16 protein-coding genes and 1 tRNA gene are annotated in these 22,526 nt (G+C 63.8%); 13 read left to right on the plus strand and 4 right to left on the minus strand.

The features are described from left to right. Positions 1–112: 112 nt before the first annotated feature. Together cydB and RDV55_RS09070 are read right to left on the minus strand one after the other, a co-directional pair. Entirely contained in the window at positions 113–1,234 is a 1,122-nt protein-coding gene (gene cydB, locus RDV55_RS09065; protein ID WP_111824008.1) for a cytochrome d ubiquinol oxidase subunit II, read from the minus strand. A gap of 14 nt (positions 1,235–1,248) precedes the next feature. Continuing rightward, on the minus strand, positions 1,249–2,796 hold the full coding sequence (locus RDV55_RS09070; protein ID WP_111824009.1) for a cytochrome ubiquinol oxidase subunit I: 1,548 nt from the start codon (positions 2,794–2,796) through the stop codon (positions 1,249–1,251). Positions 2,797–3,159: 363 nt separating this feature from the next. Between RDV55_RS09070 and RDV55_RS09075 the strand changes: the two genes are divergently transcribed. The 13 genes from RDV55_RS09075 (at position 3,160) to RDV55_RS09135 (ending at position 17,627) form a co-directional block, all read left to right on the plus strand. After that, positions 3,160–5,949, plus strand: a complete 2,790-nt coding sequence (locus tag RDV55_RS09075) for an Rne/Rng family ribonuclease (RefSeq protein ID WP_111824010.1) — start codon at positions 3,160–3,162, stop codon at positions 5,947–5,949. Positions 5,950–6,168: 219 nt separating this feature from the next. After that, the gene (gene rplU, locus RDV55_RS09080) at positions 6,169–6,489 is read left to right on the plus strand and encodes a 50S ribosomal protein L21 (RefSeq protein WP_003796298.1); all 321 of its coding nucleotides are present in this window, start codon (positions 6,169–6,171) and stop codon (positions 6,487–6,489) included. 34 nt (positions 6,490–6,523) lie between these two features. Beyond that, positions 6,524–6,781: a 50S ribosomal protein L27 gene (gene rpmA, locus RDV55_RS09085; protein WP_111824011.1), complete on the plus strand. Its 258-nt coding sequence runs from the start codon at positions 6,524–6,526 to the stop codon at positions 6,779–6,781. A gap of 75 nt (positions 6,782–6,856) precedes the next feature. Next, on the plus strand, positions 6,857–8,380 hold the full coding sequence (gene obgE, locus RDV55_RS09090; RefSeq protein ID WP_111824012.1) for a GTPase ObgE: 1,524 nt from the start codon (positions 6,857–6,859) through the stop codon (positions 8,378–8,380). Further along, a complete protein-coding gene (gene proB, locus RDV55_RS09095) occupies positions 8,377–9,504 on the plus strand; it encodes a glutamate 5-kinase (RefSeq protein WP_111824013.1) in 1,128 nt (375 codons plus the stop codon). Before obgE ends, proB begins: the two co-directional genes overlap by 4 nt. A 19-nt stretch (positions 9,505–9,523) precedes the next feature. Continuing rightward, the gene (locus tag RDV55_RS09100) at positions 9,524–10,822 is read left to right on the plus strand and encodes a glutamate-5-semialdehyde dehydrogenase (protein ID WP_111824014.1); all 1,299 of its coding nucleotides are present in this window, start codon (positions 9,524–9,526) and stop codon (positions 10,820–10,822) included. Continuing rightward, entirely contained in the window at positions 10,819–11,529 is a 711-nt protein-coding gene (gene nadD / locus RDV55_RS09105; RefSeq protein WP_111824015.1) for a nicotinate-nucleotide adenylyltransferase, read from the plus strand. Before RDV55_RS09100 ends, nadD begins: the two co-directional genes overlap by 4 nt. Positions 11,530–11,542: 13 nt before the next feature. After that, on the plus strand, positions 11,543–11,968 hold the full coding sequence (gene rsfS, locus RDV55_RS09110; RefSeq protein ID WP_111824016.1) for a ribosome silencing factor: 426 nt from the start codon (positions 11,543–11,545) through the stop codon (positions 11,966–11,968). After that, positions 11,965–12,699, plus strand: a complete 735-nt coding sequence (locus RDV55_RS09115) for a histidine phosphatase family protein (RefSeq protein WP_111824017.1) — start codon at positions 11,965–11,967, stop codon at positions 12,697–12,699. Before rsfS ends, RDV55_RS09115 begins: the two co-directional genes overlap by 4 nt. 136 nt (positions 12,700–12,835) lie before the next feature. Further along, positions 12,836–12,908 (plus strand) — tRNA-Ala (locus tag RDV55_RS09120). Between the two features lie 325 nt (positions 12,909–13,233). Then, positions 13,234–14,988, plus strand: coding sequence for a CAP domain-containing protein (locus RDV55_RS09125; RefSeq protein WP_309187910.1), 1,755 nt, complete (start codon positions 13,234–13,236; stop codon positions 14,986–14,988). Between the two features lie 237 nt (positions 14,989–15,225). Further along, the gene (locus RDV55_RS09130) at positions 15,226–16,155 is read left to right on the plus strand and encodes a cell wall-binding repeat-containing protein (protein ID WP_111824397.1); all 930 of its coding nucleotides are present in this window, start codon (positions 15,226–15,228) and stop codon (positions 16,153–16,155) included. A 548-nt stretch (positions 16,156–16,703) separates the two neighbouring features. After that, positions 16,704–17,627 carry a cell wall-binding repeat-containing protein gene (locus RDV55_RS09135; RefSeq protein WP_111824398.1) on the plus strand — a complete coding sequence of 308 codons (924 nt, stop codon included), beginning with the start codon at positions 16,704–16,706 and terminating at the stop codon, positions 17,625–17,627. A 190-nt stretch (positions 17,628–17,817) separates the two neighbouring features. Here the strand turns inward: RDV55_RS09135 and pepN are convergent, their stop codons facing one another. Further along, positions 17,818–20,382: an aminopeptidase N gene (gene pepN / locus RDV55_RS09140; RefSeq protein ID WP_111824399.1), complete on the minus strand. Its 2,565-nt coding sequence runs from the start codon at positions 20,380–20,382 to the stop codon at positions 17,818–17,820. Positions 20,383–20,497: 115 nt separating this feature from the next. Then, entirely contained in the window at positions 20,498–22,525 is a 2,028-nt protein-coding gene (locus RDV55_RS09145; RefSeq protein WP_111824400.1) for a M13 family metallopeptidase, read from the minus strand. Position 22,526 lies beyond the last annotated feature (1 nt).

Consider the following 22,526-nt stretch of genomic DNA (forward strand, 5'->3'; position numbering starts at 1 on the left):
GTGCCTGAAAAAGCATCGTTATGGGTCGAAGGTCCCCGGCCCTGCATGTGCAGCACACACGAATGCGCCCGGCCCCTGCGTGAGGGACCGGGCGCGTCTATCAGTGAGGGGATCAGCCAGCGAGGAAGTTCTCGCCGACGCGAACCTTCTTGAGCAGCAGACCCGTCTGCGTCTCGACGTCCTGCGCGCCCACACGAGCACGGAACATCCAGTAGGACCAGAAGATGTAGATCAGGACGATCGGCAGCAGGCAGGCCGTGATGATCGTCATGACGGTCAGTGTCGCGTTCGTCGACGAAGCCTGATCGATCGTCAGCGAGTACGCCGGGTTGATCGAAGACTTCTGGACGGCCGGGGCCATCGAGGTGAACACCCACGCGACGGTACCGGCGATCGCGACGGAGGAGGCCACGAACGACATGCCCTCGCGCCGCAGCGTGGACTGCGACAGGGCAGCAGATGCGATGATCGCGAGCGCGGCGACCACGAGCGGGATCCAAGCAAGGACGTTCGTCGTGTAGACGAACTGTCCCCAGATCAGCCACGCGGCGGCGAGCACGGTCGCGCCGATCGTCGCGGGGGCGGCGATCGCGTTGGCGCGGTCGTGGACCTCACCCGTCGTCTTGAGCGCCAGGAACTGTGCGCCGTGAGCCAGGCACACGGCCAGGACGGCGAGGCCACCCAGGAGCGTGTAGGGCGTCAACAGGGACAAGAACCCGCCGGTCATCTGGTGGGTCGCACCCGCGAGGGACTGATCCACCAGGGTCGGGTCGATGACGGTGCCGGTGGCTACGTCAACGACCTCAATGCGCATGCCCTGCACGAAGTTCGCGAAGGCGACGCCCAGCAGCAGCGGAACGAGCCACGCGCTGATCGAGTGTGCCCAGTCCCAGGCCTTACGCCACCGTGCGGTGGCGACCTTCGAACGCCACTCCAGCGCCATGACGCGGATGATCAGGCAGACCAGGATCAGGAAGAGGGCGAGGTACATGCCAGAGAACATGGTCGCATACCACTCGGGGAAGGCAGCGAAAGTCGCGCCACCGGCGGTGAGCAGCCACACCTCGTTGCCGTCCCAGTGGGGGCCGATCGTGCGCACAGTCTGGGTGCGCTCACGGTCGTCCTTGGCGACGAGGGGCAGGAGCATGCCGACACCGAAGTCGAAGCCCTCAAGGATCAGGTACACCGTCCACAGAACAGCGATGAGAACGAACCACAGGATAGACAGAGTCATGATCGGTGTTCCTCTCAGTAGCCGAAGGACAGGTCGGTCGGAGCCTCGTCCTCAGCCTTATCGGCCTTGGACGAGTGGATGCCCTCAACGGCGTAGCGCTTCATGAGGATGTACCACATGATGCCGAGGACACCGTACAGGAGGGTGAACAGGATGAGTGAGGCGAGCACCTGGCCGGCCGGGACATTGGGCGAGATGCCCATGTCGGTCATCATGTTGACGGAACCGAGGCCGGAGCCCATGGACAGAGCCTGCAGGTTCGGAACCACAACCCATGGCTGACGTCCCATTTCGGTGAAGATCCAGCCGAAGGAAATGGCGATGAATGGCAGTGGCAGGTTCGCCAGAGCGAGGACGCTCAGCAGCTTCGAAGATGAGGTCTTACCGCCACGGGTGGCCCACAGCCCCCATGCGGCCAGTAGGAAGGCAACCATGCCCAGGCCGATCATGAAACGGAAGGACCAGAAGGTCACCATCTGCGGTGGGCGGAAGTCGTACTGCGAGGCATCGCCGTACTTGGCGGTGAAGTTAGCGTCGGAGTTAAGCAGCTCCACCATGCGTTCCTGGATGTCGGCAACACCCTCGGAGGAGGCGGTGAAGGAGTTGTGCGACAAGAAGGACGCGACGCCGGGGACCCTGATGAGCTGGGTCGGCTGTGCGCCGTCCTCGCCGAGGGGGCAAGAGCCGAACTGGGCGACAGTGAACGCCGCGCCGTCCGTGTCCATGCAGATGCCTTCGGCGGCGGCCATCTTCATGGGCTGATACTTGACCATCTCCTGGCCCTGAACGTGGCCGGAGATGGCGGTGCCGAGGCCACCGACGAGGACGACGATCAGGCCGAAGCGGGCGAGGGGACGCCATACGTCGCGGGACTGAGCCATGGCCTCGTCGCTGCCCTCGCGAGCGGTGCGCACCATCCACCAGATGGAGATGCCGGCAACGAAAGAGCCTGCGACCAGCCATGCGGACGTGATGACGTGGGCATACTCGCTCAAGTACACGCCCGAGGTGACGAGCTGAAGGAAGCCGGCCGCTCCGTCGAGCTCAGCGCGGCCGGTGTCGGGGTTGAAGCGGGCGCCGACCGGGTGCTGCATCCACGCGTTGGCCGCGAGGATCCAGGCTGCCGAGAACATCGTGCCCAGGGAGACGCACCAGATTGTCAGCAGGTGCATGCGCTGAGAGAGGCGACCCCAGCCGAAGATCCACAGGCCGAGGAAGGTCGACTCGAGGAAGAAAGCGAGGAGGGCCTCGATGGCCAAGGGAGCGCCGAAGATGTCGCCGACGAAGCGGGAGTACTCCGACCAGTTCATGCCGAACTGGAACTCCTGCACGATGCCGGTTGCGACACCGAGGGCGAAGTTAATGAGGAGGAGCTTGCCGAAGAATCGGGTTGCTTGCAGCCAGTATTCCTTGCCGGTGCGGTGCCACGCGGTCTGCATGATGGCAACCAACAGGGACAGGCCGATCGTCAGCGGCACGAGGACGAAGTGATAGACGGTGGTGACACCGAACTGCCATCGTCCGACGGTGACCGCGTCGAGCGCTGTTTGCGCGAGGGTCATGATGGGACCTTCTCGTGTTGGGATTTGGGTCGATTGTCCCGCGATGAGAGCCTGTGGGACCTATGTCACGGGTTGTTGCTAATGTATCCCAATTTCATCCGTGGGATCGGGCGAAATGCCGGTTCCGAGTCGCTTTTGTGACATAAGCGTCCGAAAAATTGCCATGGGTTTCTCCGTGAAATACTGACTGGCGGCGCGTTGTTCTGATCACCCCACCGTCGATAGGTCGCACTGTTGTGCGACAATGGGAGACGAATGGATGTCGCGGGAGTGCCCCCGTGACGAGAGCCGAGCGATGACGTCTTTATGAGCCGCCGGCAGCTGCGCAACTGCGCTCCACTAGGTTTCCGCCCCTCGCGGGCGATGAAAGAGGGTGCGTCCAGGCACGGGGCGCGCACCCACCATTGGAGAACCGTGACAACCGAATCCACCACGCCCGTGGCCCCCGCCGCGTCGCTGCTGTTCCAGGCACCCGTCTTCCAGGCTGCCCCCGAGGTTGCCCCCGCGGCCATCGTCGACGATCAAATCGAACCGAAGCGCCGTCGCAAGTCTGCCGCCGCGGAGGAAGAATCCACTCCTCGCGAAGAGGCGGCCCCCAAGCGTCGCCGTCGCTCCAAGAAGGCTGCGGACGATGCCGAGGCTGCGGATGCCTCCGAGGTACCCGCCGACGAGGATCAGGCTGAGGAGGCTCCCGCTGAGCCCAAGACCCGTCGTCGCCGTCGCTCGAAGAAGGCGGACGAGGCCTCGGCCCCCGCTGAGGATAGCGCCGACAAGGACAGCGCTACGAGCGACGAATCGGACTCTTCGGATGATGAGGATTCCTCCACCCGCCGTCGCCGCCGCCGTCGCGCCCGTTCCTCCGCCTCCGACGAGGGCGGTGATCCCGCCGACCAGGTCCAGGCTCTCAAGGGTTCGACACGCCTTGAGGCAAAGAAGATGCGTCGCCGCGAAGGGCGACGTGAGGGTCGTCGTCGCCACTCGATCTCCGAGTCGGAGTTCCTGGCACGCCGCGAGTCCGTCGAGCGCACGATGGTCATCCGTGACCAGGATGGCCTCGACCAGATCGCCATCCTTGAAGATGGCCTGCTCGTCGAGCATTACGTTGCGCGCCGCACCCAGTCCTCGATGGTCGGCAATATCTACCTGGGGCGCGTCCAGAACGTCCTTCCCTCGATGGAGGCTGCATTCGTGGACGTGGGGCGCGGTCGCAACGCCGTCCTGTACGCCGGCGAGGTGAACTGGGACGCCGTCGGTATGGAGGGTAAGCCTCGTCGTATCGAGGCCGCCCTCAAGTCCGGCGATCCCGTCCTCGTCCAGGTAACGAAGGATCCGATCGGCCACAAGGGTGCGCGTCTGACGTCGCAGATCACCCTGGCCGGACGCTACCTGGTCCTCATTCCCGGTGGATCCATGATGGGCATCTCTCGCAAGCTCCCGGACAAGGAACGCGCTCGCCTCAAGAAGATCCTCAAGGCCGTCGTGCCCTCGGGTTCGGGCGTCATTGTTCGCACCGCGGCGGAAGGAGCCACGGAAGAGCAGATTCGCGATGACGTTGCACGCCTGACCCGTCAGTGGGAGGACATTGAAAAGAAGCGCACCTCCACCAAGAGCGCTCCCACCCTTCTGCGAGGTGAGCCGGAGCTTGCTGTTCGCGTCGTGCGTGACATCTTCAATGAGGACTTCACCAAGCTCGTGATCGAGGGGCGCGACACCTACGCGACCGTCAAGGAGTACGTCGATGAGCTGAGCCCCGAGCTCTCCGACCGCGTCGAGCAGTGGGTGGGCACGGAGGATGTCTTCCACGCGCACCGCATTGACGAGCAGCTCGCCAAGGGGATGGATCGCAAGGTCTGGCTGCCCTCTGGTGGCACGCTCATCATTGACCGTACCGAGGCGATGACCGTCATCGACGTCAATACGGGCAAGTTCATCGGCGCCGGTGGCACGCTCGAGGAGACGGTCACCCGAAATAACCTCGAGGCTGCCGAGGAGATCGTCCGTCAGCTTCGCCTGCGCGACATTGGTGGCATCGTCATCATCGACTTCGTGGACATGGTTCTCGAATTCAACCGTGATCTCGTGCTGCGTCGGCTGGTGGAGTGCCTGGGACGTGATCGCACGCGCCATCAGGTCACCGAGATTACGTCGCTCGGCCTGGTTCAGATGACCCGAAAGCGCGTGGGCGAGGGCCTTGTCGAGGCCTTCTCCTCCTCGTGTGAGGCCTGTGAAGGACGCGGTTTCATCGTTCATCAGCATCCGGTGGAGACCTCCGGAGGTGAGCAATCCTCAAGGGGATCGAAGGGGTCGAAGAAGCAGCAGAAGAAGGCTGAGCCTCGCCGAATCGAGGATAATGTCGACCATGAGCGTGCCAAGGAAGCCCTGAGCGCGATCGCCGCTGCGTCCACGCGTAAGGAAGAGGAAGGGGCGGCCGAAGAGGCGGCTCCCGCGAAGAAGCGTCGAACGCGGGCAGTGTCGAGCGAGGCCAGGGAGCCGGAGGCTTCGGGTGCTGAACAGTCCGCGCTGTCCGAGGCTCCCGCGGATAAGTCAGGTACCGACGGTGGCGAAGAAAACGCGACCAAGCGTCCGCGGCGCCGCCGTCGCGTCGCCGACTCCACACCGCTGCCCGACCTGCCCGTTCATGTCGACCTGCCTGAGCCGGTTGATCACTCGGGTGAGCCTGCGGCCCCCGTGCAGGATGCGTCTGAGATTCAGATACCCGAGCATCGCGACAAGGCGCCGACAACCCGCCGTCGCACCTCACGCAAGGCTGTGACGGCCTCGTCGAGTGAACCGACCGAGGCTCCCGCGCCGAAGAAGACCCGTCGTCGTGCAGTCTCCGCTGAGACGAGTGCCCCTGAGGTGCGGGAGCCCGAAGGTGCGGCACCGGCTGCGGTGGCAGCACCGATCGTGGAGGACGCGCCCGCTGCGCCGCGCAAGACGCGCAAGCGTCGCGCCGCCGTCTCGACCGGCGTCGTCGAGCCCGATGCGGCTCCGGCTTCCGTTGTCCTCGACCTGCCCGCGCGCTCCGAAGCGAGCGCCCCCACGGCCCCGACTCGTTCGACCGATGACATTGCGCTTCCGGAAGCGAGCGATCAACCTCGCGTCAAGCGTCGTCGTCGCGCCGCGTCGACCGGCATCGTCGACGCCGGATAGCGCACGTGCGCTCGGGGGAGGTGCGATCCGCCCTCCCCTGAGCGCAGGGTGTGGAATCGCACAGTGCTTCACGCCCGACCGTGACCGTGCCGGCTTGCGTTCTGGCGTGCGAATCGGCTAGATTTGATCGTCGGCGCAACAAGCGCCAACGGAATCATGACAATGAGACAAGTCCTCGGCAGTTTCGAGGCGCGATTCCGGTTACGAATACGAGAAGAGATGAGCTCCAACGTGGTCTACGCGATCGTCAAGGCTGGCGGCCGGCAGGAAAAGGTGTCCGTCGGTGACGTCGTCGTCGTCGACAAGCTGGCAGAAGAAATCGGTTCGAGCATTGAGCTCCAGCCGCTGATGCTGGTGGATGGCGACGCCATCACTGTTGACGCAGCCAAGCTGGGCAAGGTTTCCGTCAAGGCTGAGGTTGTTGACTCGGCCAAGGGTCCCAAGATTTCCATCATTAAGTACAAGAACAAGTCGGGCTACCGCAAGCGCCAGGGACACCGTCAGAAGATGTCGGTCGTCAAGATCACCGAGATCGCCTGAACCCGACGTTCCCACGAGCAGAAAGTAGCAACTGATGGCACATAAGAAGGGCCTTGGTTCCTCCCGTAACGGTCGCGACTCGAACGCCCAGCGCCTCGGCGTGAAGCGCTACGGCGGCCAGCTGGTCAACGCTGGTGAGATCCTCGTTCGTCAGCGCGGCACCCACTTCCACCCTGGCGACGGCGTCGGCCGTGGCAAGGATGACACCCTGTTCGCCCTGCGCGCCGGTGCGGTCGAGTTCGGCCGTAAGCGCGGTCGCAAGGTCGTCAGCGTTTCGCCGGTCTCTGCCTGAGACCGCGCGCATAAAGGGCGTCCGGCGTTGCCGGGCGCCCTTTTCAACATTCATTTTCAGTCGTCAGGAGCAGCAGTGGCAGACTTCGTGGATCGCGTGACTCTGCACGCGATGGGTGGCAACGGTGGTAACGGCGTTGCCTCGATTAAGCGTGAAAAGTTTAAGCCGCTGGCCGGCCCTGATGGCGGAGACGGCGGCAACGGCGGCTCGGTCATCCTTGAGGTGAGCGAGCAGGAGACCACGCTGCTGAACTATCACCGCAGCCCGCACCGCCGTGCGGATAACGGAACGCCCGGCATGGGCGACTTCCGCCAGGGTAAGACAGGCGCGGACATCATCCTTCCGGTTCCCGACGGCACTGTCGTTAAGTCCATGTCGGGTGAGCTTCTCGCCGATCTGACCGGTGCCGGCGCGCGCTTCATCGTGGCTGAGGGCGGTCGCGGTGGCTTGGGTAACGCGGCGCTGGCCTCTAAGGCACGGAAGGCTCCCGGTTTTGCTCTGCTCGGCGAGCCAGGCGAGGAGCGCGATGTCATCCTCGAGCTCAAGTCGGTCGCGGATGTTGCTCTCGTCGGCTTCCCGTCGGCGGGCAAGTCCTCCCTGATCGCTGCGCTGAGTTCGGCGCGCCCCAAGATCGCCGACTACCCGTTCACCACTCTCGTGCCCAACCTTGGTGTGGTCTCAGCTGGCGATACGCGGTACACGGTCGCTGACGTTCCCGGTCTGATTCCCGGAGCATCTCAGGGGCGTGGCCTTGGCCTGGATTTCCTGCGCCACATCGAGCGCTGCGCGGTCATCGTACACGTGCTGGATACCGCTGCCTTCGAGACCGATCGTGAGCCCGTTGAGGATCTGCGCATTATCGAGGCTGAGCTTCAGGCCTACCAGGGTGACTTGACCCAGGTCGAGGGCTACGTGCCGATCATGCAGCGCCCTCGCGTCATCGTGCTGAACAAGATCGACATTCCGGACGGCCGTGATCTGGCTGAGATCACGCGCCCGGACCTTGAGTCCTTCGGTTGGCCCGTGCTGGAGGTGTCCGCCGTGTCCCATGAGGGACTCAAGGAGCTGTCGTTCGCGCTGGCAAGCATTGTCGAGAAGGAGCGGGCGAAGCGTCCTGCCCTCGAGGCAGCTCGCCCCGTTATCCGTCCGAAGGCGGTTGGACGCAGCGTGGAGATCACGGTGCGCAAGACCCGTAAGGACGGGGAGGACGTCTTTCAGGTGCGCGGCGACAAGCCCGAGCGTTGGGTACGCCAGACCGACTTTGCCAATGATGAGGCCGTGGGCTACCTCGCGGATCGCCTGAATGCCGCGGGCGTCGAGGATGAACTGATGAAAGCTGGTGCGCTTGCCGGCGACACCGTCGTGATCGGGGACCTTGATGGTGGAGTCGTCTTTGACTGGGAGCCGACCCTGACGACCGGTCCCGAGCTGCTCGGTTCGCGCGGCACCGACCTGCGCCTGGACCAGAACGCTCGTCCGAGCCGCAAGGAACGCCGCGAGGTGTACCACCAGGTCATGGATGCCAAGTCTGCCGCGCGTGATGAGCTGTGGACGGAGCGCCAGGCCGGTCACTGGACCGACGCCTCGGACCAGTCATGAGCGGAGTTGCTTCGGCGTGCCGCATCGTCGTCAAGATCGGCTCCTCGTCGCTCACGCGCGAGGATGGCGGTCTGGACCTGAATCGTATTGACTCGGTTGCGCGCCTCGTTGCGCGCTGGCGCGGGGCGGACCGCGAGGTCGTCATCGTGTCCTCGGGCGCGGTCGCAGCTGGTCTTGATCCGTTGGGTTTTACGTCGAAGCCGAAGGATCTGCCGAGCGTCCAGGCTGCTGCAGCCATGGGGCAGGGGCTCCTGATGGCGCGTTGGACGGCCGCCTTCCAGGCGCATCACCTTGATGCAGCTCAAGTACTGCTCACGACCGACGACGTGATGCGTCGGGACCACTACACGAACGTGCGGGCGTCACTGACGCGTCTTCTCGGGCTCGGTGTCGTACCGATTCTCAATGAGAACGATGCGGTGACCACCCGTGAGCTGCGTTTCGGCGACAACGATCGTCTTGCCGCGCTCATCGCGCAGATGATCAAGGCCGACGCCCTCGTGTTGTTGACTGACGTCGACGGCCTCTACACGGCGCCTCCGGATCACCCGGGGTCGGCGCTGATTGAACGCGTTGAGAGTGCGGACGACCTCATGAGTGTGCTCGTCACCGGAGCGGGATCACGGGTGGGCACTGGCGGTATGGCGACGAAGGTGCAGGCCGCGATGCTGGCGAGCACCAGCGGTATCGGTGTGCAGCTTGCGTGTGCAGACGCGCTCGCGTCGGTGCTTGTCGGCCAGCGCGTGGGAACGTGGTTTGAGCCGTCCCAGGAGCGTCCGGCCTCGCGTCGTCTGTGGATTGCGCATGTGGCACCATCGCGCGGCGAGATCATCGTCGACGAGGGGGCCGCGCAGGCAATCACGGTCGGCAAGAAGTCTTTGCTGGTCGCCGGCGTACGTTCGGTGCTGGGCCACTTCGAGGCGGGCGACGTTGTGGATGTGGCCTCTCCGACGGGTCTTGTCGCTCGAGGAGTGTCGGGATACGACTCCGATACGCTGGCAGAGATTGCCGGGGCGGGGAGAGCCGAGCTGGAGGCTGCGGGATACGAGCATCCCAGGCCGGCGATTCATCGGGACGACCTGGCGGTGTTGGGTGACGCATTTTCTGCGCTCAGCGCTGACTGACGCGGCTTGACGCGCTGAGGTGTGTCATTATGTCCGAGTGAATACTGCTGCAGATATTTCTCAGGTGACCGATTCCGCACGTATGGCTGCTCGTGTTCTCTCGAATGCGACCACGCAGGCGAAGAATCGCGGTCTTGAGGCGATTGCCGCTGCGTTGATCGAGCGTAGTGACCAGATTCTGGCAGCCAATGCCGAGGACGTGGCTCGCGGTCGCGCGGAGCAGATGAGCGAGGGCCTGCTGGACCGGCTCGCGCTGACCTCCGATCGGATTCGCGGAATCGCCGAGGCCGTTCGTGAGATTGCGGGCCTACCTGATCCGGTTGGCCAGGTCGTGCGCGGCATGCGCACCGATATCGGTCTGCGCGTCACCCAGGAGCGTGTGCCGCTGGGTGTTGTCGGCATCATTTACGAGGCCCGGCCGAATGTGACGATTGATGCAGCGACCCTGGCGATCAAGGCCGGTAACGCGGTGGTCCTGCGTGGTGGAAGCGCCGCTCAGTCCTCGAACCGCGTTCTTATTGAGGTCTGTCGTGATGCTCTGGCATCCGTGGGGCTTCCCGCCGACGCAATTACCACCGTTGACCCGTGGGGACGCGCGGGCGCACGTGCGATGATGCGTGCGCGTGGCGCGATCGATGCGCTAATTCCGCGTGGGGGAGCGGGGCTGATCAACGCCGTCGTGGAGGAATCGCGCGTCCCTGTCATCGAGACCGGCACCGGTAACTGCCACGTGTACGTGGATGCCTCCGCTGACCTGGAGGCCGCCGAAGCCATCATCATGAACGCCAAGACGCAGCGTGTAGGGGTGTGTAACGCAGCGGAGACGCTCCTGGTGCACGCTGACGTCGCGCAGCGCTTCCTCGTTGCTGCGGTTACCCGCCTGACGACTGCCGGTGTGACAATCCATGCCGACGAGGCCACCCGGGCTATCGTCGATGGACAGCCCTCGATTGACTCCGACATGATCGTCGACGCGACTGAGCAGGACTGGGGGACCGAGTATCTGTCGATGGACCTGGCGGTGCGCGTCGTTGCCGACGTTGATGAGGCGGTCGAGCACATTCGTCGCTACTCGTCGGGCCACACAGAGGGCATCGTCGCATCCGACGTCGCCACTGTGCGTGCGTTCCGTTCGGGTATCGATGCCGCAGCAATCGCGGTGAACGCCTCGACGCGCTTCACGGACGGTGGGCAGCTGGGGCTGGGTGCCGAAGTGGGGATCTCGACACAGAAACTGCACGCGCGTGGCCCCATGGGGCTCACCGAGCTGACGACGACGACGTGGATCTACGAGGGAGAAGGAACGATTCGCCCGTGAGCGCCACGAACACGCAGACGGAGCAGGCCTCGGGGGAGGTTGCGATCGAGAAGACCACCGAGGCCACGGCGGGAGCGACCGCTGCCCCGGCCTCGCCCCAGCACCCGCCGCGCGCGTTGCGTCGGCGTCGGGCGATCGGCATCATGGGCGGCACATTCGATCCCATCCACCACGGTCACCTCGTCGCGGCGTCCGAGGTGATGGACGTCTACGGCCTCGACCAGGTCGTCTTCGTGCCGGCCGCGATGCAGCCCTTCAAGGCGGGTCGTCACGTGACCTCGGCTGAGCACCGATACCTGATGACGGTGATTGCTACAGCGTCGAATCCGCGCTTCGCGGTTTCTCGCGTCGACATTGACCGCGGGGGGACGACCTACACGATCGATACGCTGGCGGACCTGTCGCTCGAATACCCGGAGTCGGACTTCTACTTCATTACGGGTGCCGACGCGTTAGCTCAGATCGCGCGGTGGAAGGATGCCGATAAGCTCTTCGAGCAGGCGCATTTCATCGGTGTGACTCGCCCTGGCCACAACCTCTCGGACCCTGGACTGCCCCACGAGGCAGTGTCTTTGCTTGAGGTCCCCGCTATGGCGATCTCGTCGACTGACTGCCGCACGCGCGTCGAAGAAGGGAAGCCGGTCTGGTACCTGGTGCCCGATGGCGTCGTCCAATACATCAACAAGTACGGCCTGTACCGTTCCTAACTCAAGGAGAAACGTGAGCCTTCCCGACGCTACCTCACAATTGGCGAGCCTGGTTGCCCGTGCCGCCCACGACCGTGGCGGCATCAACCCGGTGCTCGTCGACGTGACAAGCAAGCTCGCCCTGTCGGATGCATTCGTGGTCGTTTCGGCTCCGACGGACCGCCAGGTGCGCGCCATCGCTGAGGACATCATGGACCGCATCTGGGCGGAGCATCAGCGCCGTCCTACGCACATCGAGGGCCGCGCCGAGGGCACGTGGGTGCTTCTTGACTACTCCGAGTTGCTCGTGCACGTCCTGTCTGAGGACGAACGCGAGTACTACGCCCTGGAGCGGCTGTGGGGAGATTGCCCGGCCGTCCCGATCGGCGTCGATACCGATGAGGCGCGCGCCGCCGCCGCAGAGCGTGCAGCCGCGCACGGTGTGGAGGCCTCGCAGTGAGTGCCTCACGGATCGTTTTACTGCGCCACGGGCAGACGGACTTCAACGTGGCGAGGCGCTTTCAGGGGCGCATCGATCAACCTCTGAACGAGGCCGGACGATCCCAGGCGGCCGGTGCCGCCGGCGTGCTCGTCAGTCGCCTGTGCGAGCCGAGCGCCGAGGTGGGCATGATCGCCGCCGAGGACGGGCGCAGCTACGACGATGGGGGAGTGCGCATTGTGAGTTCGCCCCTGGGACGAGCGGTGGATACCGCGAGGATCGTCGCGCGTGTTTTCGATATCGCGGGCTACCCCTGCGAAGGGCCACAGCTCGATGATCGGCTCACGGAGCGCTACTACGGGACCTTCGAGGGCAAGACCTACGAGGAGATCGCACGCGAGCAGCCCGAGGCATATGCCCAGTATCGCGCGTACGGAGAGTGCGACCTCGCCGAGGTGGAACGCTCCGAGGTCGTGGGCGAACGGGTCCGTGACGCTGTCCTAGAGGCAGCGCGGTTGTGCCGCGACGACCAATCTCTGATCGTGGTCTCGCATGGCTCCGCGATTGCTCGTGGCATCGTCTCCTTGCTGGGACTGGATCCCGCTGTGTTCAATGGCCTTCGAGGTGTGGACAACTGTCATTGGTCGGAGCTCGTGCCCGTGGGCATGTCGACGTCGAAGAGCGCGGCGGTCAGCGGTTGGCGACTCGCATCGCACAATATCGGCTCCCGCGAAGACATTCTGGGGGCGTGACGGTCCCCGGGACCATTGTTGACGCAGAATAACATGGCTTTCACATATTGTGATGAGGGGCACTTGATTGGATTTGCGCAATTGTTTCAGGGTCCGCTATCATTTATCAGGTCGCCACGGCGACGAACAAAATAACGGGGCTATGGCGCAGTTGGTAGCGCGCTTCCATGGCATGGAAGAGGTCGGGGGTTCGAATCCCCCTAGCTCCACAAAATATTCCGACACTCAGTTTGTGGGTGTCGGTTTTTTGTTACCGGTGGAGTGTCGTTCGGGCCGTCTCTTGCGATGTTGGGCAGCAGGGTGCGGCGTATTTCTTGCTCATGGTGGACGCACTGATTACATATTGGTCAGGGAATTGTTCCAAAGAATAATATTCTCGTATCAACATGTGGGACCATTAAAGTCTGTCAAACCCTATAAGCGTTGTTACATCTGATATTTCCTTGTAATGACTTACTGAAAAAATCTTGATCTACGACGTACCGCATGGAAAGATTTACCCATCTTTGTCTCATAGTGTTAGGTCGATAACCGGTGTCGTTCCAGCTCACTCGCGCCCATACGTCGGTGGTACTTGCCGCCACGACAATCGCAGCATCCCTTGTTGTTATTCCTACGCTCGCTGAGGGTACCGCTGTGTCCGAGGATGCGTTCTGCAACTCTCTGTCCGGTGCGGAGGGCCGAATTACAGAGGAATACAACCCCCTGCTCGCCAGCTACGCCGCTGCGGCCGCAGGTAGTTCTTCTGTCTCCACTGCAGATCCAGCCCGTGAATCTGAGCTTCGTGCGGCGCTGGCCGATGCGCAGGCTGCTCTCGAGGCTGCTCGGCAGGCTGCGCTAGGCTCCACTCCTTCGACTGGCGATGCCGGAGCAGCATTGACCACGACCGACCGTGGCCTGGACTGGGTCGACTGGTCGCAGGTAGATGATGCCACTCAGGCCCGCATTATCGAAGCGCTCATTGTTCAGAAGATGAACGCGTACCGAGCGAATGCCGGCCTGCCCGAGCTGGTTGTCTCCGATACCGTGACCACGGATGCGCGCTCGTGGAGCCAGCACATGTCCGAGACGGACACTTTCAATCACGATCCGGACTATAGGTACTTCGGTGCGGGCAAGCTTGATGGTGGTGACACGACCTACGCGGGCGAGAACATCGCCTACAACCACCGCGAGAACTTCGGAGACGAGTGGGGAGCGTACGGCACGACCAAGAATCCGATGCAGGCGGCGAACGCGCTCTTCGACCAGTGGAAGAAGTCTCCGGGGCATGACAAGAACATGCTCGCGCAGAACAATGTGGTGGGCGTGGGCGTGCACATCGCTCAGCATGGCGAGTTCACTCGCATCTACGGCACGCAGAAGTTCTACGCGATCACCGGTGGGTCGCCCGACGTCTCTCGCTTCCACACGACGGGCGACGCTGCTTCCGCCTACGGCTTCAACAGTGGAGCCTACAACGCTGACAATACGAACTATGTCTCCGGCCTGGCTGGCGGCGGAGACGAGCAGCGTGCGAACTCGTGGCAGAACAAGGTCGGAGCTCTCCCTGGCGTTGCTCTTCCGGTTGACGTCTCGGTGCTTCCTAGCAAGGGCGGATCTGCCACTGCCTCGACTTCGACGCCCGCTCCGGCTGCACCCGCTGCCGATGTGGATAAGCAGCAGGCAGTCATCGACGCTCAGGCCTCCGTGAACGAGGCTCAGAGCGCTCTCGATGCGTACCTCGCATCCGTGGCCGATGAGAAGCCTGCCGTGAGCCTCGCTGACATTGATGTGGAGCTTGATCGCGTCGCTGACTCTATTGCTGCTCAGACCTCCGTTCATCCGGAGAAGGATGGTGGAGTGACCCTGAGGTCTGGCGATCAGGCGGGGCGTTACCTTACGGCTACTGACTACCGCGACGCTCTGACACGCTGCACAACGCCGTCCGTCGGTACCTCGGATCCTGTGAATCCGTCGATTCGTGAGGGGGAGCAGGATACTCAGGATCCTAGTGATCCCGCGGTTCCTTCGGCCCCCTCCGTTGGTGGCGAGCAGACGCCTGCCCCCGTTGTCTCGGCTCCCGCTGCGAATGATCCCGTGACCCAGGTTCCCTCTGTTCAGGTCCCGGTGGCGCCCGCCACTGTTGGCCCGGCGCGGGGCGATGCCCCCACCTCGACCCCGGCCCAGACGCGCCGGAACACGCTGGCTGCCACCGGCGCATCGGGTGTGTGGGTTGGCGTCGGGGCGGTCGCTGTTCTCGTTGCTGGTGTCGGTGCGGTCGTCGCATCGCGCCGCTCCAGGCGCTGATGCAACCTGCGTAAGCCCCTCCGATGAGCATGCTCATTGGAGGGGCTCTTTCGCACCCGTCGATGCCCCTTTGGTCTGTCTGATAACAGCGGTCGTCGCATATTTGGAGTGTCGCATACTGCTGTGCATAGTCGGTAAAGGAACGTTGCGTAACTAAGGCACATTCGTCGGATGAGCGAGGCTGTGGCATCGGTGTATGCGCCTGGCTCGCCGACTGCTTCTTTGAGAGGAAGAGATATGCGTTCCATCAATATGCGTAGGAGCATGGTGGCGGCCGTGGGAGCTGCAGTACTCGTCGTTGGAACACTGGTTCCGTCCTACGCGGCCCCGGTCTCCTACGGTCAGGATGTGCCCGGCGGCGACGCCGCTGTCGATGTGCCTGCGGTCGAGCCGATCGTAGATCCCGAACCCAACCCGAATCCCGAACCCGCGCCGAAGCCCTCCTGGAAGAAGGATTCCGTGGGCTGGTGGTACGACTTGGACAACGGATCGTTTGTTCGTGACGAGAAGCGTGAGATCGACGGTTCGACCTATCGCTTCGACTCTCGTGGCTACATGGTCACGGGTTGGCACAATACGGGCAGCGCGTGGGAGTATTACGCTGCCTCCGGTGTTCAGGCGCTCGGATGGACCAACGTGTCTGGAACGTGGTACTACCTCGACATGAGTACCGGTGTCATGCGCACGGGATGGACGACGGTTGACGGCAGCTGGTACTACCTGGGCGCCTCGGGCGCCATGGTCACCGGTTGGATGACACAGGGTGGAGCCTGGTACTACCTCAATGCGTCTGGCGTAGCCGTCACCGGGTGGAACACGATCGGTGGCTCCTGGTACTACTTCAACACGTCGGGTGCGATGGCCATCGGCTGGATGAATCAGGGCGGTACCTGGTACTACTTTGACTCCTCGGGTGTCATGGTTACCGGCACCCAGTGGATCTCCGGCGAGCGCCACTGGTTCTACGACTCCGGTGCCTGGTGGGGGCTGTATCCTGTGCCGTCGCACAGTGGCGGGTCGGGGTCGGCGGGCGCTGCGACGGGTAACCGCTATAAGGCGATATGCCATGACGGGTCTGAGAGCTTCTCTGCCCCGGGTGTTGAGGACTATCGCGGTATGTGTGCGGGCCATCGCGGAATTGCGCGGAAGCTTGGGTACGGTTGGTGACCTTCTGAGTGCTCGTGCGCGGTGATGCATCATCGGTGGTCTCGTCGGCAAGAGCGCTTGCCGACGGGACCTTTTCTTGGCGTCGAGGCGCTGCGATCGTCTCCGAGTTTCCGAGTCCGCGAAACTTTGGAGCTCGCCGAGGTTGTTCGGCCACGCCGGTGGACGCCTTTGTCTCAGACGTGGCCCTCACTGTGAATTAAGGGGCGCGGCGACGAGCGTTCCGATGCCCTGGCTCCGTTGTGTTAACGACGTGTCGGCTCTTAGTGCCGCGGTATAGCTGGATCGGGTGAGGTGTGGGAACGTGGCGTGTATCCCGAAGGGCAAGAGTCCCTGACTCTATCCCTCACGCTCCTGGAGGGGAGCGAGGTGGCGAGGTTAGACAGTGCGGGCGAGGGTGTGAATGCGTGTTGTGAACACCCCGTCGAGCTGGGAAAAGATCCCGGCCTGACCGTGAGGGATAGGGCTGGCCGTCTCCGTTTGTCCTTTGGTTTTCGAGGCACTTTGACATGTGCGCTTGATTATCAAGAAACCGTTGTGTATACTCGGCAATGCGTTACTACAAAACCCTAGTGACTGAGCTGGCGCCATTCACGTTCGTTCCAACGAAGCCTACGCAGGATGTGCGCCTCACGAAAGGAAAGCCCATGCGCCCCATTAATGTTCGCACTCTTATGATCGCCGCCGTGAGCGCTGCCGTTCTCGCCGGAACCGTCGTTCCCGCCAACGCGGCCGAGCTGACCGATCCCGGCGCTCCCGCCGAGGTCGCCGCCGCCTCCGAGGAGCAGCCCGCTGACGGTGCCGCCTCCGAGGAGCAGCCCGCCGACGGTGCCGCCTCCGAGGAGCAGCCCGCCGACGGTGCCGCCTCCGAGGAGCAGCCCGCTGACGACGGTGCGGCCGCCGACGATGGTGCTGCCTCCTGGAAGCAGGACGGCAAAGGCTGGTGGTTCGACCTCGGAGATGGAACCTACGCCAAGAACGAACTCATCGAGATTGATGACGTCATCTACCGCTTTGATGAGAACGGCTACATGATCACCGGCTGGCACAACCAGGAGGGCGAGTGGGAGTACTTTGCTTCCTCCGGTGCCCAGGCCTTCGGTTGGAACGTTATCGACGGCTCCTGGTACTTCCTGGATCCCGAGACCGGCTTCATGCAGACCGGCTGGATCAACGTTGACGGCTCCTGGTACTACCTGAACGCCTCGGGCGACATGGCCATGGGTTGGGTCCACTACAACAACGAGTGGTACTACCTGACCGACTCCGGTGCGATGGCTACCGGCTGGACCCTGGTCGGCGGCTCCTGGTACTACCTGAACGCCTCGGGCGTCATGCTCATCGGCTGGGTTGAGGTTGAGGGTTCCTGGTACTACCTGAACGCCTCGGGCGCGATGGTCACCGGTACGCAGTGGATCGACGGTGTGCGTCACTGGTTCTTCCACAACGGCACCTGGTGGGGTGCCTGGAACTGATCGGCGCGCATGAGCCGTGAGTGAGCGTCGCTCACTCGGACGCAATCGCACACGCAAGACCCCGGCCTCGTTCACGGTAACGAGGTCGGGGCCCGTGTATGTGACGGTAGGTGGCCCTGAGGGAGTCGCGACGTTAGACGAAGGGGGCGTGGCCAAGCGGCCACGCCCCCAAAATACCCGTGAGGGCCTATCAGCCCGCGTCCACCGCCTGGTTGGCGATCTGACGCTCACACACGTCGATGAGCTCGCGGATGATGCGTAGGGTTCCGGCGGATGCGTCCGCGTGAGCCTCGATCCATGCCTTGCCGGAGCCGACCACGTCGACCTCGGTGGTGTAGCCCGCCAGTGCGGTCGGGAAGAGCAGGGTCGTGAGGTCTTCCGCGGTGTGGAAGGTGAAGGTCTCCCAGATGCCGGCGAGCGCATCGAAGTACTCGCCCACGTAGGTCGCGTAAGTGGAAGGGGTGGTGCGTGCCTGCGCCCAGAAGCCCGAGATCATCGCCCAGCGGGTGTCGTTGGGGATTGCGGTGTCGGTAAGGACCTTGTCCCACACGTCGGCCTTGACCCACTCGCCCTCACGAGCCGCACGAGCTGCAGCAGCGTTCTGGTGGCCGGTCATCGTGTCGTCGGTGGCCTCCAGCGCGGCGATGTCCTCCTCGGTGGCGGCGTTGCCGCGCACGAGCGCAATCAGTAGGCCCCACTTGAGGTCGACGTCGAGATCCAGGCCGTCCAGGGTCTGGGTGCCGTCGTACAGGGCACGGATTGCCTCGAACTGCTCGGGGCTTGTTGCATTGCGGGCAGCGGCTGCGACGAGCATGCGCTGCGCGTCGGATCCGGAGGTGGCCGTGCGGGCCAGGAGGAGGAGGCGACGGCCCGTGTCCTCGGCAGCTTCCGTGCGGTTCTCCGGAGCGACGAAAGTACGCACGGCCTCGTCGATGTGACGCAGGGTGAGCGTCAAGAGACTCATGTTGTCCTCGACGGGCACAGCACGCAGAGCCAGGTTCAGGTAGTCGCGCGCGGGCATCTCACCGTCACGGGTCATGTCCCACGCGGAGGCCATGACGACGCCTCGGGTCAGGGAATCCGTGAACTGGGTGATGTTGGTGATCGCGAAGGTCAGCGACTGCTCGTCGAGACGAACCTTGGCGTAGCCGAGGTCGCCGTCGTTGACGAGGATGAAGTCCGGGCGGGCAATGCCCGCGGCAGCCTCGACGACCGTTGAGGCACCGTCGACATCGAGCTCCTCGCGGAACACCTGGGCCAGTGTGCCCTCCTCGGTCAGCGAGTAGCCGGCCACGCCCAAGCGGTGCGGACGCAGGGAGGCACCCTCGGAGAAGGCTTCCTGGGTGATCTCAAGGCGCTCGATGGTGTTGTCGGGGGCGGTCGTGACGACCGGGCGTAGGAGAGTCACGCCGGCTTCCTCCAGCCACACCTTCGACCATGAGGCCAGGTCACGGCCCGAGGCGGCGGCCAGCTCGGAGAGCAGGTCCTCGAGGGTAGCGTTGGAGTAGGAGTGCTTCGTCAGGTACTCGTGCAGGCCAGCGAAGAACGCGTCCCGTCCCACGTAGGAGACGAGCTGGCGCAGCACAGAGGCACCCTTAGCGTAGGTAATGCCGTCGAAGTTGACCTCGACGTCGGCCAGGTCGCGGATCTCGGCCGTGATCGGGTGGGTCGTGGGCAGCTGATCCTGCTTCAGGCCCCAGTCCTTGCGAACCATGAAGCCGGTCCAGCCCTCGGTGTACTTGGTGGCCTCGGCCAGGGCCAGGTGACTCATGAACTCGGCGAAGGACTCGTTGAGCCACAGGTCGTTCCACCACTTCATGGTCACCAGGTCGCCGAACCACATGTGCGCCAGCTCGTGCAGGATCGTGTTGGCGCGCGCCTCCATCTGAGCCTCGGTGGGGCGCGTGCGGAACACGTAGGCATCGCGGAAGGTCACGCAGCCAGCGTTCTCCATGGCACCCGCGTTGTACTCGGGCACGAAGATCTGGTCGTACTTGGTGAAGGGGTAGGCGATGCCGTAGGCACCTTCGAAGAACTCAAAGCCCCGACGGGTGATGTCGATGATCTCGTCGGCGTCCAGGTGCTTGACGATCGACGCGCGTGCGTAGACACCCAGGTCGATCGTGCGCCCATCGGAGGAAGTCAGTGTGGCCGTGGTGCCCTCGTAGGGGCCGGCAACGATTGCGGTGATGTAGGTCGACATTACCTCGGTCGTCGCGAAACGGTAGACCCAGGTCTCGCCCTCTTCCTCGGGGGTGGGGGTAGGGGCGTTGGAGAAGACCTTCCAGCCCTTGGGGGCCTTCACCGTCAGAGTGAAGGTGGACTTTAGATCGGGCTGCTCGAAGGTCGTGTAGACGCGGCGTGCATCCGGGACCTCGAACTGGGAGTACGTGTAAGCCTGTCCGTCGGCGGGGTCGACGAAGCGGTGAAGGCCCTCGCCCGTGTGCATGTACTGGCAGGACGCCTCAACCTCGAGGACGTTGTGCTCGGCAAGGTTGTCTAGCGCGATGCGGTTGTCCTGGTGGGCCGAGAAAGGGTCCAGGGCGTGACCGTTTAATGTGATCGAGTGGACGTTGTTAGAGACGAGGTCAGCGAACGTGGAGGCTCCTTCGCGCGCGTCGAACTCGATGCGGGTGAATGAACCGAAGTCGGTGTCTCCGCGCGTGAGATCCAGGGAGATCTCGTAGCGCGTCACAGAGGAAATGACCGAGGCTCGCTCGGTCGCTTCCTCGCGAGTCAGGTTCAGGCCGGGCATGTGGTGCCTTTCCGTCGATGGAATGGGGGCGCTGTTGCGCTCAATATTCCTATGTTGTCATGCGATTGGAATGATTGCGCGTGGCGCGCCGACTTTTGTCGGCTCGGACACGTTTTTACCAAATGGTAACGCGCTGAGAGGGATCGAGCCACATTGCGTTGTCGGGGGTGACGTCAAACGCCTCGACGAAAGTGTCAAGGTTTCGCAGTACCTGGTTGCAACGGAACTCCGCGGGGGAGTGGGGGTCGATAGCCAGCATTTGACGCGCGAACTGGGGACGGGTGGCCGTTCGCCAGGCGCGAGCCCACGAGTAGAAGAAACGCTGCGGGCCTGAGATCCCGTCGATGACGGGAGCTGTCTGAGGGGTGAGTCCCTGCTCGGCGAGCGAAGCCGCCCAGGCCTTCCATGCGATCGTCAGACCACCGAGGTCACCGATGTTCTCGCCGATCGTGAGTGCGCCGTTGACGTGGGGGAGCGTGCGTTCACCGCTCTGCTCGGTCTCCGTGTCCTCGGCATCGTTGAGCAGAATCGCGGGGGTGAGTGCGTCATACTGCTCGATGAGAGCGTGGGTGCGTTCCTCGAAGGCTGCGCGGTCCTCGTCGGTCCACCAGTTTGACAGGTTTCCCTGCCCGTCGTAGCGAGAGCCCTGGTCGTCGAAGCCGTGCCCGATCTCGTGGCCGATGACCGCGCCGATCGCCCCGAAGTTCACCGCGTCGTCGGCTTCGGTGTCGAAGAACGGAGGCTGCAGGATCGCCGCAGGGAAGACGATCTCGTTCTGGCTGGGATTGTAGTAGGCGTTGACCGTCTGGGGGGTCATGTACCACTCATCGCGGTCAACGGGGCGGCCCAGCTTGGCCCACTCGCGGTCGGTGGCGTGGGCGTTAGCGGCGCGCACGTTCTCAACGAGCGTGGCACCGGGATCCAGGTGCAGCGTCGAGTAGTCGCGCCACTTGACGGGGTAGCCGATCTTGGGGTTGAAGGTCGCGAGCTTGTCCAGTGCCTTGACCTTGGTGTCCTCGCTCATCCAGTCGAGGCCGCGGATCGACTCGCCATAGGCGTCGAGGAGGCGGCGCACCAGGGCATCCATCGACTCCTTAGCGTTGGGCGGGAAGTGCCGGGCCACCCAGGCGCGCCCCATTGCCTCGCCGAGGCAGGCCTCGATGAGGCCGAGCGCGCGCTTCCAACGCGGGCGCAGCTCTTGCGTGCCGGACAGAGTGCGGCCGTGGAAGTCGAAGTTCTCGTTGACAAAGTCACTGGACAGGAGCGAGGCGTGGGAATCGATTACCGAAGCGCTGAGCCACTCCTTGAGGACGGACAGATCGGTGCTGGCCCACAGGCCGGCGGCGGCGCGCAGGAAGTCGGGCTGGTCGACGTTGACAACGAGGCCGGCGGCGGGCATGCGTGCGCCCTCTGCCCAGGCGATCCAGTCGAATCCGGGCGCCAACGCGGTGATGTCATCCCAGGGGGTGGGGTTGTCGCTGAGCAGGGGATCGCGGTTGGATACGGAGTCGCGGTGGTTCGAGGCGATCGCGGTCTCCAGTGCCATGGTGCGCTCGGCCGCTCCCTCGGGGTCGGGCATTGCGGCGAGGCCGAGGAGGCGGGCGGTGTGCGCGACGTAGGCATCCCGGATTGGCGCGTAGTCGTCCTCGCGGTAGTAGGCCTCGTCGGGCAGTCCGATGCCGGACTGAACGAGGGAAACCATGTAGCGCGACGAGTCGTGGGGATCCGTGCCCACGTAAGCTCCGACGAGGCCTCCAACGCCTTCGCGCATCAACCGGCCCATCTCCTGGGCGAGCTCCTCGCGGGTCACGCAAGCGTTGATTGCGTCGAGATCGGGGCGCAGGGGAGCAGCCCCCGCTTCTTCGATGGTGTCCTCGTCGAGGAACTGGTTCCACAGCGTTGCGATGCGCTGCGCGTCCGGATCATCCAGGGAGCCGTCGGCGGCATCCTGTGCGATTGCGCGCGCGTACTTTTCAGAAGCGTCGCGCAGTGTATGGAACACTCCGTCCATGGGGCGGTCCGCGGGGATCGTGTGCGTCGCCAGCCAGGTGCCGTTGACGTGACGGTAGAAGTCGTCCTGGGGGCGTGTCGTCGAATCGATGTACGCGGTGTCGAGGACTCGAGCCAGCATTGTATTTGTCATG

Source organism: Schaalia odontolytica, from assembly GCF_031191545.1.
Lineage (GTDB): Bacteria > Actinomycetota > Actinomycetes > Actinomycetales > Actinomycetaceae > Pauljensenia > Pauljensenia odontolytica.

What these genes read in the sequence shown, in the direction of transcription:
- RDV55_RS09075 (WP_111824010.1), top strand. Translation starts at nt 3,160, where the DNA reads ATGAAAGAGGGTGCGTCCAGGCACGGGGCGCGCACCCACCATTGGAGA.
- rplU (WP_003796298.1), top strand. Translation starts at nt 6,169, where the DNA reads ATGAGCTCCAACGTGGTCTACGCGATCGTCAAGGCTGGCGGCCGGCAG.
- RDV55_RS09130 (WP_111824397.1), top strand. Translation starts at nt 15,226, where the DNA reads ATGCGTTCCATCAATATGCGTAGGAGCATGGTGGCGGCCGTGGGAGCT.
- RDV55_RS09145 (WP_111824400.1), bottom strand. Translation starts at nt 22,525, where the DNA reads ATGACAAATACAATGCTGGCTCGAGTCCTCGACACCGCGTACATCGAT.
- cydB (WP_111824008.1), bottom strand. Translation starts at nt 1,234, where the DNA reads ATGACTCTGTCTATCCTGTGGTTCGTTCTCATCGCTGTTCTGTGGACG.
- pepN (WP_111824399.1), bottom strand. Translation starts at nt 20,382, where the DNA reads ATGCCCGGCCTGAACCTGACTCGCGAGGAAGCGACCGAGCGAGCCTCG.
- rpmA (WP_111824011.1), top strand. Translation starts at nt 6,524, where the DNA reads ATGGCACATAAGAAGGGCCTTGGTTCCTCCCGTAACGGTCGCGACTCG.
- RDV55_RS09135 (WP_111824398.1), top strand. Translation starts at nt 16,704, where the DNA reads ATGCGTTACTACAAAACCCTAGTGACTGAGCTGGCGCCATTCACGTTC.
- proB (WP_111824013.1), top strand. Translation starts at nt 8,377, where the DNA reads ATGAGCGGAGTTGCTTCGGCGTGCCGCATCGTCGTCAAGATCGGCTCC.
- RDV55_RS09070 (WP_111824009.1), bottom strand. Translation starts at nt 2,796, where the DNA reads ATGACCCTCGCGCAAACAGCGCTCGACGCGGTCACCGTCGGACGATGG.